The sequence below is a fragment of the Mycolicibacterium pyrenivorans genome (assembly GCF_025821625.1).
In the GTDB taxonomy this organism is placed as follows: Bacteria; Actinomycetota; Actinomycetes; order Mycobacteriales; family Mycobacteriaceae; genus Mycobacterium; species Mycobacterium pyrenivorans.
In genome coordinates, this window is record NZ_JACKSH010000065.1 from 109672 (window position 1) to 123652 (window position 13981).

Sequence of the window (13981 nt, forward strand, 5' to 3'; positions counted from 1 at the left end):
CGGGTCGGCCGGCTCGTCGCGTACATCACGTGCGCGGCGATGCTCGGCCTCACCGGATGCGCCACCGGAAGTGACGCCGTCGCCCAGGGCGGCACCTTCGAGTTCGTCGCACCCGGCGGCAAGACCGATATCTTCTACGACCCGCCCGACAGCCGCGGCACACCGGGCCCGCTGAAGGGCCCGGACCTGATGGACACCGACAGGACGATCTCGCTGGCCGACTTCGCGGGCGACGTCGTGGTGATCAACGTGTGGGGACAGTGGTGCGGCCCGTGCCGCACCGAGATCACCCAGCTGCAGCAGGTGTACGACGCGACCCGCGACCAGGGTGTCGCGTTTCTGGGGATCGACGTCCGCGACAACAGCATCGACGCGCCGCGGGATTTCGTCGTCGACCGCGGAATCACTTTCCCGTCGATCTACGACCCGTCGATGCGCACCATGATCGCGTTCGGCGGCCGCTACCCGACGACCGTCATCCCGTCGACGATCGTGCTGGACCGCGAGCACCGGGTGGCGGCGGTGTTCCTGCGGGAACTGCTCGCGGAGGACCTGCAACCGGTCGTCGAACGACTGGCATCGGAGAAATGAACCTCGACGAGCTGACCGCGGGCGGTCCGCTGCTGCTCGCCATGGCGGTCAGCGTGCTCGCAGGCGTCGTGTCGTTCGCCTCACCCTGCGTGGTTCCGCTGGTGCCCGGCTACCTGTCCTATCTCGCCGCCGTGGTCGGCGTCGACGCCGCCCCGGCGTCGACCCGAGCTGTCCCCGGGGCGCTGGCGGTGCGCGGCGCCCGGCTGCGCGTGGCGGGGGCGGCGGGGCTCTTCGTCGCCGGATTCACGGTGGTGTTCGTGCTCGGCACTGTCGCGGTGCTGGGCATGACGACGACGTTGATCACCAATCAGGTGCTGCTGCAACGCATCGGCGGGGTCGTCACGATCCTGATGGGCCTGGTGTTCATCGGCCTGGTCCCCGCGTTGCAGCGCGACACCCGGTTCACGCCCCGGCAAGTTTCCACGCTGGCAGGCGCCCCACTGCTGGGTGCGGTGTTCGCGCTGGGCTGGACGCCGTGCCTGGGGCCGACGCTGACCGGGGTGATCGCCGTCGCCTCGGCGACCGAGGGAAGCAACGTGGCACGCGGCGTCGTGCTGGTCGTCGCCTACTGCATCGGGCTGGGACTGCCGTTCGTGCTGCTGGCCTTCGGGTCGGCGCGGGCCGTCACCGGGCTGGGGTGGTTGCGTCGTCACACCCGCACCATCCAGATCTTCGGCGGGGTGCTGCTGATCCTGGTGGGCACCGCGCTGGTGACCGGCCTGTGGAACGAGTTCGTGTCCTGGGTGCGCGACGCCTTCGTCAGCGACGTGAGGCTGCCGATCTGATGCGGGTATTCGCGCCGATACGCAACACGTGGCGCACCCTCACCTCGATGGGCACCGCGCTGGTGCTGCTGTTCCTGCTGGCGCTCGCGGCGATCCCCGGCGCGCTGCTGCCCCAGCGCAGCCTCAACGAGTCGAAGGTCGCCGAGTACATCGCCGCGAATCCGCGGATCGGGCCGTGGCTGGACCGGGTACAGGCCTTCGACGTCTTCTCCAGCTTCTGGTTCACCGCGATCTACGTGCTGCTGTTCATCTCGCTGGTGGGCTGCCTGACACCGCGGCTGTTCGAGCACTTCCGCAGCATGCGCGCGATGCCGGTGGCCGCGCCGCGCAACCTGGGCCGGCTGCCCAAGCACCACAGCGCCGAGGTCCGCGGGGACGTGACCGAGGTGGCGGCGGCCGTCGACGAACGGTTACGGGGCTGGCGCCGGGTCACCCGCCGCGCCGGCAGTGGAGGCGGGGACGGCGAAATCACCGAAATTTCAGCGGAGAAGGGCTATCTGCGCGAGTTCGGCAACATCGTGTTCCACTTCTCACTGCTCGGGCTTCTGGTCGCGATCGCCGCAGGAAAGCTGTTCAGCTACGAGGGCAACGTCATCGTCGTCGCCGACGGCGGGCCCGGGTTCTGTTCGGCGTCACCGGCCGCGTTCGACTCCTTCCGGGCGGGCAACACCGTCGACGGAACCTCGCTGTACCCGATCTGCGTGCGGGTCAACGACTTCGAGGCGACCTATCTGCCCAACGGGCAGGCGGTGTCGTTCCAGGCCGACATCGACTATCAGGCCGGCGACGACCTCGACTCCGGCACCTGGCAGCCGTACCTGCTCAAGGTCAACGAGCCGCTGCGCGTCGGCGGCGACCGCGTCTACCTGCAGGGCCACGGCTATGCGCCCACGTTCACCGTGACGTTCCCCGACGGGCAGACCCGCACCCAGACCCTGCAGTGGCGGCCCGACGACCAGATCACGTTCCTGTCCTCGGGCGCGATGCGGTTCGACCCGCCCGGCGGCACCTACGCCGACGAGCGGGAGCGCCGCAAGAACCAGCTCGCGATCCAGGGGCTGTTCGCGCCCACCGGGCAACTCGACGGCACCCTGCTGTCGTCCAGCTTTCCCGCGCTCAACGACCCTGCCGTGGCCATCGACGTCTACAAGGGCGACACCGGCCTGGACACCGGGCGGCCGCAGTCGCTGTTCTCGCTGGACCCCCGCATGATCGACCAGGGCCGCCTGACGAAGGTGGCGCGGGTCAACCTGCGCGCCGGCGAGGACACCCGCCTCGAGGACGGCACCGTCGTCCGCTTCGACGGCGCCGAGCAGTTCGTGAACCTGCAGGTCTCGCACGACCCGGCCCAGATCTGGGTGCTGGTGTTCGCGATGACGATGATGGCGGGGCTGCTGGTGTCGCTGATCGTGCGCCGCCGACGCGTCTGGGTGCGGTTGTCGCAGGGCGCCGTGTCCGACCCTGAGGGTACGGTGAACGTCGAGCTGGGCGGCCTGGCCCGCACCGACAACTCGGGGTGGGGCGATGAGTTCGAGCGGCTGACGGCGCGGCTGCTCGCCTGCGCCGAGTCCGGCACCGCCGCCGCGCTGGAGGACGAAGAGAAGAAAGCGGATCGCGCATGAACACCACCGACATCGACCTGGGCCTGGCCCGTTACTCGGACTGGGCGTTCACGTCATCGGTGGTAGTGCTGGTGGCCGCCATGCTGCTGCTGGCCGTCGAGCTGGCCTACAGCCGCGGCCGCAAGGTCGAATCCCGGGAGCTTGTCGGCGCCGCCGCGGCCACATCGGACAGGGGCGGCGGCGTCGCGGTGAACAGCGCGACCCCCGGCGTCGTCGTCGACGCCCCGCGGCGTCCGTTCGACGAGCGCCTCGGCACCGCCGGGATCGCGTTGGTCTATGTCGGCATCGGGCTGCTGGCGGCGTGCATCGTGTTGCGCGGTCTGTCCACCTCACGGGTGCCGTGGGGCAACATGTACGAGTTCATCAACCTGACCAGCTTCTGCGGCCTGGTGGCTGCGGCGGTGGTGCTGCGGCGACCGCAGTACCGCTCGCTGTGGGTGTTCGTCCTCGTCCCGGTGCTGATCCTGCTGACCGTCTCCGGTCGCTGGCTGTACTCGCATGCCGCGCCGGTGATGCCCGCGCTGCAGTCCTACTGGCTGCCCATCCACGTCTCGGTGGTCAGCCTCGGGTCCGGCGTGTTCCTGGTCGGCGGCGTCGCCAGCATCCTGTTCCTGCTCAAGATGTCGCGGTTCGGCGGTGCCGACCGCTCCGACGCGCTCGGCCGTGTCGTGGCGAAGCTCCCCGACGCGCAGACGCTGGACAGGATCGCCTACCGCACAACGATCTTCGCGTTCCCGGTGTTCGGGTTCGGGGTCATCTTCGGTGCGATCTGGGCCGAGGAGGCGTGGGGCCGCTACTGGGGCTGGGATCCCAAGGAGACGGTGTCGTTCATCGCCTGGGTCATCTACGCCGCGTACCTGCACGCGCGCTCGACCGCGGGCTGGCGGGACCGCAAAGCCGCCTGGATCAACGTCGCCGGGTTCGTCGCGATGGTGTTCAACCTGTTCTTCATCAACCTGGTGACCGTCGGGCTGCACTCGTACGCTGGCGTGGGCTGAACGGGTCGGGCGACCTCGCCCAGACGTCGCGTAGGAGAGGGGATCAGCGGTTGTCTGACCTGCCGGGTGGGTTTCGGGGACAGCAACGTTTTGTCGATCCGGCCGCGGCCGTCCCCGCGGAGTGGGCGGCCCCGACACCGCCGGAGGGGTTTCGGCCGGTCGTCGCGACCAGTCGCGGGCCTGCGCTGCCCGCCCCGGTTCCGAGCGCGCCGCCTGCGGACGATCCGCCGCCCTACCTCGACCTGTCCACGGTGGCGCTGCTCGGCAAGGCCAGGCGGGCTCCGTCGGCGGGATGGCGCAAGTGGCTCTACTGGGGTTCGGCGCGGCTGGTCAACTTGGGTGAGAGCCCGAAGGTGCTCCGTCACGACACCCTGGTCGCCAAGGTGCAACGTCCGCTGCGCGGGTGCTATCGGATCGCGCTGCTCTCGCAGAAGGGCGGGGTCGGCAAGACGACCATCACCGCGACGCTGGGGGCGACGTTCGCATCGACGCGCGGCGACCGGGTGATCGCAGTGGACGCCAACCCCGACCGCGGCACGCTGAGCCAGAAGGTGCCGCTGGAGACGCCGGCGACCGTGCGGCACCTGTTGCGCGACGCCGAAGGAATCGCGGCCTACAGCGACGTGCGCCACTACACGTCGCAGGGCCCCAGCCGTCTGGAGGTGCTCGCCTCCGAGAGCGACCCCGCGGTGTCCGAGGCCTTCAGCTCCGAGGACTACACGCGCACCCTGGAGGTGCTGGAGCGGTTCTACAGCGTGGTGCTCACCGACTGCGGCACCGGCATGCTGCACTCGGCGATGTCGGCGATCATCGACAAGGCCGACGTGCTGGTGGTGATCAGCTCGGGCTCGGTGGACGGGGCGCGCAGCGCGTCGGCGACGCTGGACTGGCTGGACGCCCACGGGCACGAGGACATGGTCGGCAATTCGATCGCGGTCATCAACGGGGTGCGGCGCCGCTCCGGCAAGGGCGTCACGAAAGTCGACCTCACCAAGGTCGTCGACCACTTCTCGCGACGGTGCCGTGCGGTGTGCCAGGTGCCGTTCGACCCGCATCTGGAGGAGGGCGCGGAGATCAGCCTGGACCGCCTGCGGCCTGAAACCCGGGAGTCGCTGCTCGAGTTGGCTGCGGTGGTGGCAGAAGGCTTTCCGGGTGCGCGGCGCAGCGGCGACCCGGTCGCCGGCTGAGTCGTCAGACGATCACGGCGCGGTTATGACCGCGGCTGGTCATCTCGCGGATTGATCCGCCGCAGGAATTCCGGATCGTCGTCGGGTCCGATCACCCGGGTGCGCGGTCGATTCGCGGCCATCCGGGTGACCCGCCAGCCGACGTAGACCAGGGCGGCCAAGACGAGAATCAGGAGCAAATATGCCACTCAAAACCTCCTTCCTGTCAATATACGCGCCGTCGGTAGGCTCGGTCTGTGCCTGACGGACCATCCCGATCCCGCCTGCTGCTCGACGTGCTCGCCTACGTGGCGGCCCGGCTCGTGCTCGTCGTCGTCGTGGCGGCGGTGATCCTCGGCGTCGGACACCTGCTCGGGGTGCGGGACTTCCCGGTGGTGGTCGCTTTGCTGTTCGCCATCGTCATCGCGCTGCCGCTGGGCATCTGGCTGTTCGCCCCGCTGCGGCGGCGGGCCACCGAGAGCATCGCGGCGATGGATGCGCGACGGCGTCGGGACCGCGAACAGCTGCAGGCCCGGTTGCGCGGCGACAGCGCACCCGAGGATCCCGCCCGCCCCGGCGACGGCTCCACGGACGTCTGACCTCCGCGTAGCAAACCGGCGCGTAGCCGCCGTCGCGCGACTGTGAGCCGCTTGAAGGCTACCGGCGTTGGGTAACCGCAGTCACATGACAGAACAATATGTGCTGTCTCGCACCAAAGGCATCACCAGCCACAGAAGCATCAGCAGCCACCGCATGACGAGTAGCCACAAGTTGCTGTACACCCGGTGGATCGCCACCGGCTCGACCAAGGACGGACCCGTCCGGTACACCGGCAACGACATCCTGCGCGTCGCGAACGGAAGAGTCGTCGAGTATTGGGCCGGTACGTCGCCGGCTTAGTCGGCGGCTGCGTCGCGCAGCAGGCGCCGCAGCGCATCCAGGGGATCCCCTGCGGTCGGATCGAGTTGACGCCCCTCTGGCGGCTCGGTGGTCTCCGGCACACCGACCACCGCGGCCGGAGGTGCCGGTGTGCCCGCAGGCGGCGGCGGTGGTGCAGCCGACGGCGGCGCGACCGTGCCCAGCGCCGCGATCTTGGCGGCGACGCGGGCGGCGGCGTCCTGTCGGACGGCGCGCCGCTCGGGGTCGGGATCGCGGTTTCCGCCGAAGCAGTCGGCGGGAGCGTCCGCGATCACCTCGAGCGCGCTGTCGTAGCGTTCCCGCGCGGCATCGAGCCTCGCCTCCCACGCGTCGATGTCGCCCTGGCGTTCCCGGACCAGCTCGAGATTGATCCGTACCGCACACGCCTGCCCAGAGTCGTTGTCCGCCAAAGATTTCGAGAACTCCGCATCGGCCACGTCGAGCCGGTTCTCCAGCACCGCCAACCCGCCCGCCGCGAATGCCGTGTGTGCGGGCTCGACGACGTCGAAGATCCTCAGTACCGAGACATCGCTGCGCAGCGCCCCGATCTCACCTGCCGCGAAATGCTCCTGTGCCGACCCGCCCACGACGACCACGGAGATCAGCTTGGCCGCGGCCCCGAGCGCGACGGCCGCGACCGGTGCGGAGCCGAGGAGCAGCCGCCTCCGCAGCCGCAGCCTGGCCGGCACGGACCGGCGCGTCATGACGCCACCGCTGCCGTGGACCTGGTGCGGCGCAAGTCCCGCGCGGTCAGGTAGATCTCGACCAGCAGCAGCATCGACGCGAGCATCGTGAGCACCCAGTAGAACTCGACACGCTCGGACGTGGACTGGGGGATCGCCGTGGCCTGCCCTGCCGGCGCCTGGGCCTGTCGCAGGGGTTCTCCGGCGGTGCGCTGCAGGTAGGGCACCCCGAGTTGCTCCGCGATGCCGCGCAGTGCCGTGGCGCCGGGCCCGTAGCCGTACACCGCACCCCCGTCCACGGCGTCGGTGTCGAACACCCCCTGGGGAGCCGACGACTGCCCGGCGCCGGAGCCGAAGTAGTACACCAGGTTCTCCGACCGCGGGTACTGCTGTCCGGCCGCGATCAGCTGGTAGCGCAGCACGTTGGCGGCGGCGCCTGCGTTGACCTGATCGCTGCCCGCGGCCGCATCGCGGTAGGGGTTCAACGCGTCCACGACCGGCTCGAGACTCCACGTGTCGGCCGACAGCGGCCAATCGATCGCGGGCCGCGAGGCGAACGCGATGACGGCGAACCGCGCGCCGGGGTGGGATTCGATCAGGGCCTTGATGTCGTCGCGAATCCCCGACATCCGCGTGCGGCCGCCGTAGTCGTCGATCCCGGAGTCCGCCGAGCGGTCGACGACGAAGTACACATTCGCGCCTCCCTGTGCGGCCGCAGGGGTGTCGTCGTCGACGGCGGTGTCGGTGCCCGGCCGCGCGGCGGCGACCAGCACCAGCAGCATGGCCGATGTCATTCCGCACCAACGCAGGACGCCGCGCCCGCCCGTACCCGAGCGGGTGGCCAGTCGCAGCGCCAGAGCGCGCAGCACGATCAACGTCGCGGCGATCGCGCCGAGAACAAGGGCAGGCAGCACCGGGTCGAACGTCATCGCCGCACCGCCATCAGCGACACGCCCAGCAGACCGGCCAGCGCGAGCGCGGCGACGAGCACGACGGCGGGGGAGTCGCCCCGGCTGCTCTGCTGCTCCGGGGCGGGGTCGGCGCGGATCGCGTCGAGGTCGGCGTCGAGGTCGGCGGCGTCGTAGCGGAAGAACTGTCCACCGGTCGCAGCGGTCATCGTCGAGAGCGCCTGGGTCTCGCGTCCCGGCGTGGCGATCGCGTCGATCTGCACGCCGGCCCGCTGCGCCATCTGGGTGACCTGCGCGTCGGCGAACAGCGACGGCCTACCGTCCTCGGGCGACCGCAGCGCGCCCGGCCCCAGGTAGATCAGCGAGCGGCGGGTGTCTCCTTCGGCCTGGAACCCGGGAAAGCCGGTGAGACACAGCGCCAGAACGTCCGCGACGGTCGGTGCATAGTCGTCGTAGGCGACGGGCGTGGAGAAGGATTCGGTCCTGGCCCGCAGCGCGACGGCCTCGGCCGGTGCCAGCGTGCCCGCCTCGGCCTCGCTCTGCGCTCGCGCGGCTTGGGCGTAGTCGCCGAACCGGCCCGCTGCGAACTGGTAGTCGCGGGTCAGCGGTACCACCCTGCGGTTGGGCGAGGTCAGCCCGATGCGCTCGGCGCCGTAGGCGGTGGCCTGACGAGCGAAGTAGGTCAGAAACTCACCGGTGGCCTCGTCGGTGACGGGCTGGCCGACACAGAGCATGATGTCGACTCGCTGAGTGGAATCGTCGGTATCCCAGAGTGTTCCGACGGGGCGGGCGCTGGCGAGCACCGTGGCCCCGAACAGCAGGGTCAGCAGCGTGAGCGCCACCGCGGTGGCCCGCGTCTGCCTGCGGACCACTGCTCGGTACTCGGGGAGCCGGGTCAGGCGGGTGGTGTTGGCCAGCGGCTGGCGTCCCCGGGTCCGCTCGGTCGGGAGCACCGCCGCCAGCCCCAGCGCCAGTGCCAGGGCGCCGAACCCGACGACTGAGACCGCCCACCACATCACACCCACGAGCGGATCAGCTCTTCCGTCTCGTCGCCCAGCCGTGCCACGTCGGCGGTCGAGGACCTGTCGAACTGCGCGTCGCCCAGCGCCGACAACACCGGCGCCGCGTCGGCGAGATCGCTTGCGGCGACTGCCCGCAGCTGCATGTACTGGGCGCGCCGACCGGTGGCCTGGTGCAGGAAGCTGCGCAGGGTCCGGCTCAGCGCCGCACTCGCCTGCTCTCCGGAGAGCTCACCGCTGCGGTGCCGCCGGGCGATCGTCGCGGCCGTCCCCGCGAACCGGCGCCGCAGCACCCGGGAGTGCAACGATCTCACGGCGGGCATGCGTCGCAACCGCGCGGCGGGCATCGTCGCCACGAAAACCGCTGCATACCAAACGATCACAAGTGTCAACAGCGCCAGCCCGAGCCACAACCACCGCGACTCGTAGCCTGGCGGCCCGCTGACGAACTCCAGCAGGTCATCCGGCACGTGACCACACCCCGGTCATGTCGGCGACCGCTGCCCGGATTGCTTCGCTGCGCGGGATCGTCACATGCGGGATCCGGTGTGTGGTCATCATTTCCGCGAGATGGCGGATGCGCCGCTGCTCGGCCATCCGGTAGGCGGCCACGACTCGTGGTTCGTGCGAGGCGGACCCGAGCACCCGCCGTCCGGTGGCGACGTCGTAGGCCCCGTCTTCGGCAGCGGCCACCGCAGGCATGTCGGGGATCATCGCCCACATCACGTCGTGTCTCGCGGTCAGCCGCCCGAGCACCTCGGCCAGTCGGGGATCGGCGTCGGGTTCGTCGGAGACGACCACGATCAGCATGGGGTGGCGATAATGTGTTGCCACATAGGTCAATTGGCAGACGATGTCGCTCGGACCCCGGGCGGTGTGGCCGGCCGAGTGGCCGTGGTAGCGCGTGAGCACGCTCTCGATGTGGTTCTCGCCGCGGCGCTGGCGGACGTTGACGCTGCCGCGGGCATCGCCGTACACCATCCCGACTTCGTCGGTGCGCCCGAGCGTGATCAGGCCGACGGCGCCCAGCACGTTGACCGCGATGTCGCTCTTGAGCTCGCCGCCGGGAGCGAGGGCGCACATGTTGCGGCCGGCGTCGGCGACGAGCAGGACCTTGTGGTGCTTCTCGGAGACGAATTGTTTGATCAGCACGCCGCCGGAGCGGGCCGAGGCCTTCCAGTCGATGTCGCGGACGTCGTCGCCCGGCACATAGGGCCGTAGTTCGTCGAGTTCCAGGCTGCGTGTGTGTAACAGCGCGTAGCGACCGCCCTCGAGCATGCCCCGGGTATCGGTGCCGAAGTACGCCTTGGCTCTGTTGAGGTGCTTACCCACTGCCCGCCCCGCTCAGGGCACCCGTACCGACTGCAGCGCGGCGTCGATCACCACGTCGGGCGTGACGCCCGCGCTGGCCGCCTCGAAACCCAGGATCAGCCGGTGCTGCAGCACGCGGTGTGCGAGGTCGGCGATGTCGCCGGGGATGACGTGGTTTCGGCCGGACAGCAGCGCCAGCGCGCGGGCCGATGTGCACAACGCGATGGTGGCGCGTGGGCTGGCCCCGTATTCGATCAGCCTGGCCAGGTTGCTGGGCAGGTAGTTGGCCGCATCACGGGTCACTCCGACGAGGCGGCTGGCGTACAGCATCAGGTCGCGGCTCATGTGCACGTCGCGGGCGACCCGCTGGAGGTGGCGGATGTCCTCGAGGGTGGCCACCGGCCTGGTGCGGTGGTCGCGGTCGTAGAGCCCGGCGTCGCGCCGGCTGAGGACCTCGACCTCCTCCTCGGGGGAGGGGTAACGCACGATCTCCTTGAGCAGGAACCGGTCGGTCTGGGCCTCCGACAGCGCGTAGGTGCCTTCCTGGTCGACGGGGTTCTGCGTGGCGATCACCAGGAACGGCTCCGGGATCGGGTACACCGTGCCCGCGATGGTGGTCTGGCGTTCCTCCATCGCCTCGAGCATCGCGCTCTGGGTCTTGGCGCTGGAGCGGTTGATCTCGTCGAGCAGGACGACGTTGGCGTGCACGGGTCCGAGCTGGGTGACGAACGAGGTGGTGGCCGCGTCGTAGATCTGGGTGCCGATGATGTCGCTGGGCAGCAGGTCCGGGGTGCACTGGATACGCCGGAACTCCCCGTGGATGGATTCGGCGATGACGCGCGCGGCGGTGGTCTTGGCCAGCCCGGGAACGCTCTCCACCAGGATGTGCCCACCGGTCAGCAGCCCGATCAGCAGCGACTCCCGCAGGTGTTCCTGGCCGACCACCTTGGCCGAGAACGCCTGGGAGAGCGCGGCGACGATGCGCTGTGCCGCACGGGCATCGTCGTCGAGATCTCGAGGTACCGGGGCTGCTGTCATCCAGCGCGGTGTACCCCCGGATCGCGCACGCAAACCGATGCTCAGCGAGGGCTGAACGGGTGGCGTGGTTTTCCAGATGTGTGGTTGTTGTTGATCTTGGCTCGACACCGATGTCGGACGATCCGGGTGACGACCTTGCCCCGGCCGCTGGATTGGCGAATCGTGGACGGGACGTGCGACCTGCTACTACGATTTTCACGGCAACCGGATGCAGTTGCGTGCGGCTTGTCTTGGAGCATTAGCGGCCCCACTTGGGAGGTCCTCACATGGCTCATCCGTCGATCGATCCGACGTTCTACCGGACCGCTGCAGAGGCGGCGGCCGCTCCCGGCGAGCAGCTCGCGTACGTAGTGGCCTTTGACCGCGCCGCACAGAAACACGACGCGATGACCGTCGTCGATGTGAATCCGGCGTCTGACAGCTATGGACGGGTGGTCGGCTGGACCGACGTTCCCGGCCGCGGCGACGAGCTTCATCACTTCGGCTGGAACGCCTGCAGCAGCGCGCTCAAGCACGAGGGCCACGACATGGACGGCCTCCAGCGCCGCTACCTACTGGTTCCGGGACTGCGGTCGTCCAACATCCACGTCTTCGACACTCAGCCCGACCCGCGCAACCCGACGCTGATCAAGACGATCGACGCCAAGAGCCTGTCCGAGAACGCCGGTTACTCGCGTCCGCACACCCTGCACTGCGGACCCGACGGCGTATTCCTCACCTGCCTGGGAGGACCTGAGGGCAACGACGACGGACCCGGCGGGATCGCCCTGCTCGACCACGCGACGTTCGACGTCTTGCGGGCTTGGGAGACCGACCGGGGACCGCAGCACTTCCACTACGACGCCTGGTGGCACCTCAATCAGAACGCGCTCATCTCCAGCGAGTGGGGCAGCCCCTCGATGATCGAGAACGGCATCGTGCCGGAATTGTTGCTGGGCCAGAAGTACGGCCACGCCATCCACTTCTGGAACCTTGCCAAGGGCGAGCACATGCAGCGGGTCGACCTGGGCGCCCAGCACCAGATGGCATTGGAGGTGCGCCCGTCCCACGACCCCGAGGCGACCTGGGGCTTCGTCGGCGTGGTGATCTCCACCGAGGATCTGTCCGGCTCGGTCTGGCGCTGGTGGCGCGAGGAGGACGAGTGGAAGGTGGAGAAGGTCATCACCATTCCCGCGGAGCCCGCCGACCCCGATCTCCTGCCGCCCGCACTCAAGCCGTTCTCCGCGGTGCCGCCGCTCATTAGTGACATCGACCTGTCGGTCGACGACCGGTTCTTGTACGTGTCGTGCTGGGGTACAGGCGAAATGAAGCAGTTCGATGTGTCGGATCCGGCGAACCCGAAGCAGGTCGGATCGGTGCGCCTCGGCGGCATCGTTGACCGCGCGCCGCATCCGGCGATGCCCGATATGCCGCTGGCAGGCGGGCCGCAGATGGTCGAAGTCAGCCGCGACGGGAAGCGGGTGTACTTCACCAACTCGCTGTACGGGGCATGGGACGACCAGTTCTACCCAGACGGCGTCGGCGCGTGGATGGCCAAGCTCGACGCGGATCCCGACGGCGGGCTGAGCATCGACGAGCACTTCTTTCCGCACGGCGAGGAGTTCCGCGGCCTGCGGGTGCACCAGATCCGGCTCCAGGGTGGCGACGCTTCGTCGGACTCCTACTGCTACAGCTGATTCTCACCGCACCGCCGAATGAGCGACCTCGCCATTGGGCCCTGAGGATGCCCCTGCCCCTCCCTCGTCCCAGGTCAGCCGAACATCAACGCGGCGGCCACCGCGATCGCCCACACCAGCATCGTCAGCCCCGTGTCGCGCAGCACCGGGATCAGGTCCTTGCCGCCCAGCCCGCCGCGGACCGGCTTGGCGGCCCGGACCGCCAGGGGCAGCGCCACCAGACCGACCGCTGCCCACGGCGTCGCGAGCATCAGCACCAGCGTCAGCGCGAACGCCACCGCCAGCAGCGCCTGGAACAGCAGCCGGGTCCTGGCGTCACCCAGCCGAACGGCCAGCGTGATCTTGCCGGACCGGGCGTCGGTGGGGATGTCGCGCAGGTTGTTGGCCACCAGCACAGCCGACGACAGACACCCGGTCGCGACGGCGAGTGCACCGCCGACCCAGTCGATGCGCAGCGCCTGCGTGTACTGGGTGCCCAGCACCGCGACCAGACCGAAGAACACGAACACGGCGACCTCGCCGAGGCCCTGGTACCCGTACGGCTTGGAGCCGCCGGTGTACAGCCATGCCCCGGCGATACAGACCGCCCCGACCACGATCAGCCACGGCGCGCTGAACCACGCCAGCGCCAGGCCGGCCACCGCCGCGACGGCAAGGCTCGCCACCGCGGCGGTGAGCACCGACCGCGGCGCCGCCAGCTTCGAGCCGACCAGTCGCAGTGGCCCGGCCCGCACGTCGTCGGTGCCGCGGATGCCGTCGGAGTAGTCGTTGGCGTAGTTCACCCCGATGATCATCGCCACCGCGACGAGCAGCGCGAGCAGCGCTTTCCACCACGACGCGGCGTCCAGCCAGGCCGCGGCGCCGGTCCCCGCGATCACCGGCGCGACGGCATTCGGCAGCGTCCGGGGACGCGCACCCTCGACCCACTGGGCGAAACTGGCCACGGCGTCAGTCTTGCAGGTGGCGGTTTTCCTCCTCGCGACCGGCGACGCCCACCGTGGCAGACTGAGCCCATGGACGACCGACTCAGCAAGGCCGAGATCCGCAAGGACACCGTCCAGGAGATCGTCGGGGCCGGCGCATCGACCGTCGGCGAGGTGACCTCGATCATCACCACCGCGGTCAGGGACGTCGCCAACGCCATCGGCGGGCTCGCCACCGATTTGTTCGAGATTCGCGACGGGGCACGACGGGCGTCGCAGCACCTCGACGACCAGCCCGACGACCGGTAGCGGACCCGCCGGTCACGGCTCGCGCCGCTGACCA

General features: G+C 69.7%; 16 protein-coding genes and 1 pseudogene. 9 read left to right on the forward strand and 8 right to left on the reverse strand.

Translation table 11 applies throughout. The features are described 5' to 3' along the window. Window positions 1-39 precede the first annotated feature (39 nt). From H7I57_RS09415 to H7I57_RS09435, 5 genes are read left to right on the forward strand one after another with little or no spacing between them, the layout of a single operon-like run. Complete coding sequence (locus H7I57_RS09415) at window positions 40-591, forward strand: TlpA disulfide reductase family protein (protein WP_264023227.1); 552 nt, start codon at window positions 40-42, stop codon at window positions 589-591. Further along, on the forward strand, window positions 588-1376 hold the full coding sequence (locus tag H7I57_RS09420; RefSeq protein ID WP_264023169.1) for a cytochrome c biogenesis CcdA family protein: 789 nt from the start codon (window positions 588-590) through the stop codon (window positions 1374-1376). Before H7I57_RS09415 ends, H7I57_RS09420 begins: the two co-directional genes overlap by 4 nt. Continuing rightward, window positions 1376-2998, forward strand: coding sequence for a cytochrome c biogenesis protein ResB (resB, locus tag H7I57_RS09425; protein ID WP_264023170.1), 1623 nt, complete (start codon window positions 1376-1378; stop codon window positions 2996-2998). The genes H7I57_RS09420 and resB overlap by 1 nt, the downstream gene beginning before the upstream one ends. Then, window positions 2995-3996 carry a c-type cytochrome biogenesis protein CcsB gene (gene ccsB / locus H7I57_RS09430; RefSeq protein ID WP_264023171.1) on the forward strand — a complete coding sequence of 334 codons (1002 nt, stop codon included), beginning with the start codon at window positions 2995-2997 and terminating at the stop codon, window positions 3994-3996. Before resB ends, ccsB begins: the two co-directional genes overlap by 4 nt. A gap of 50 nt (window positions 3997-4046) precedes the next feature. After that, on the forward strand, window positions 4047-5183 hold the full coding sequence (locus H7I57_RS09435) for a MinD/ParA family ATP-binding protein (protein ID WP_372510161.1): 1137 nt from the start codon (window positions 4047-4049) through the stop codon (window positions 5181-5183). 23 nt (window positions 5184-5206) lie between these two features. Here the strand turns inward: H7I57_RS09435 and H7I57_RS09440 are convergent, their stop codons facing one another. Then, the gene (locus H7I57_RS09440) at window positions 5207-5371 is read right to left on the reverse strand and encodes a hypothetical protein (protein ID WP_264023172.1); all 165 of its coding nucleotides are present in this window, start codon (window positions 5369-5371) and stop codon (window positions 5207-5209) included. A 48-nt stretch (window positions 5372-5419) separates the two neighbouring features. On the opposite strand from H7I57_RS09440, the gene H7I57_RS09445 reads away from it, so the two are divergent. Both H7I57_RS09445 and H7I57_RS09450 read left to right on the forward strand, forming a co-directional pair. Further along, a complete protein-coding gene (locus H7I57_RS09445; protein ID WP_264023173.1) occupies window positions 5420-5761 on the forward strand; it encodes a DUF4229 domain-containing protein in 342 nt (113 codons plus the stop codon). A gap of 172 nt (window positions 5762-5933) precedes the next feature. Next, window positions 5934-6062 (forward strand): annotated as a pseudogene (locus H7I57_RS09450) (nuclear transport factor 2 family protein); the annotation flags it as partial. On the opposite strand, the gene H7I57_RS09455 reads toward H7I57_RS09450, so the two are convergent. Genes H7I57_RS09455 through H7I57_RS09480 form a run of 6 tightly spaced genes read right to left on the reverse strand, consistent with a single transcriptional unit; the run spans window position 6059 to window position 11039 of the window. Further along, window positions 6059-6784: a hypothetical protein gene (locus H7I57_RS09455; protein ID WP_264023175.1), complete on the reverse strand. Its 726-nt coding sequence runs from the start codon at window positions 6782-6784 to the stop codon at window positions 6059-6061. The pseudogene H7I57_RS09450 and the gene H7I57_RS09455 sit on opposite strands and share 4 nt — an antisense overlap. Beyond that, complete coding sequence (locus tag H7I57_RS09460) at window positions 6781-7692, reverse strand: vWA domain-containing protein (protein ID WP_264023176.1); 912 nt, start codon at window positions 7690-7692, stop codon at window positions 6781-6783. The genes H7I57_RS09455 and H7I57_RS09460 overlap by 4 nt, the downstream gene beginning before the upstream one ends. Then, entirely contained in the window at window positions 7689-8687 is a 999-nt protein-coding gene (locus tag H7I57_RS09465) for a hypothetical protein (protein WP_264023229.1), read from the reverse strand. Before H7I57_RS09465 ends, H7I57_RS09460 begins: the two co-directional genes overlap by 4 nt. Beyond that, window positions 8687-9160: a hypothetical protein gene (locus tag H7I57_RS09470; protein WP_264023177.1), complete on the reverse strand. Its 474-nt coding sequence runs from the start codon at window positions 9158-9160 to the stop codon at window positions 8687-8689. Before H7I57_RS09470 ends, H7I57_RS09465 begins: the two co-directional genes overlap by 1 nt. Continuing rightward, window positions 9150-10022: a DUF58 domain-containing protein gene (locus tag H7I57_RS09475; protein ID WP_264023178.1), complete on the reverse strand. Its 873-nt coding sequence runs from the start codon at window positions 10020-10022 to the stop codon at window positions 9150-9152. The genes H7I57_RS09470 and H7I57_RS09475 overlap by 11 nt, the downstream gene beginning before the upstream one ends. A gap of 12 nt (window positions 10023-10034) precedes the next feature. Next, a complete protein-coding gene (locus tag H7I57_RS09480) occupies window positions 10035-11039 on the reverse strand; it encodes an AAA family ATPase (RefSeq protein WP_264023179.1) in 1005 nt (334 codons plus the stop codon). A 266-nt stretch (window positions 11040-11305) separates the two neighbouring features. Here H7I57_RS09480 and H7I57_RS09485 point away from each other — a divergent pair, with 266 nt between their 5' ends. Beyond that, window positions 11306-12715, forward strand: coding sequence for a selenium-binding protein SBP56-related protein (locus H7I57_RS09485; RefSeq protein WP_264023181.1), 1410 nt, complete (start codon window positions 11306-11308; stop codon window positions 12713-12715). Between the two features lie 74 nt (window positions 12716-12789). Here the strand turns inward: H7I57_RS09485 and H7I57_RS09490 are convergent, their stop codons facing one another. Next, window positions 12790-13659: a 1,4-dihydroxy-2-naphthoate polyprenyltransferase gene (locus H7I57_RS09490; protein ID WP_264023182.1), complete on the reverse strand. Its 870-nt coding sequence runs from the start codon at window positions 13657-13659 to the stop codon at window positions 12790-12792. Between the two features lie 69 nt (window positions 13660-13728). On the opposite strand from H7I57_RS09490, the gene H7I57_RS09495 reads away from it, so the two are divergent. Next, the gene (locus H7I57_RS09495; RefSeq protein WP_264023183.1) at window positions 13729-13947 is read left to right on the forward strand and encodes a hypothetical protein; all 219 of its coding nucleotides are present in this window, start codon (window positions 13729-13731) and stop codon (window positions 13945-13947) included. Window positions 13948-13981 lie beyond the last annotated feature (34 nt).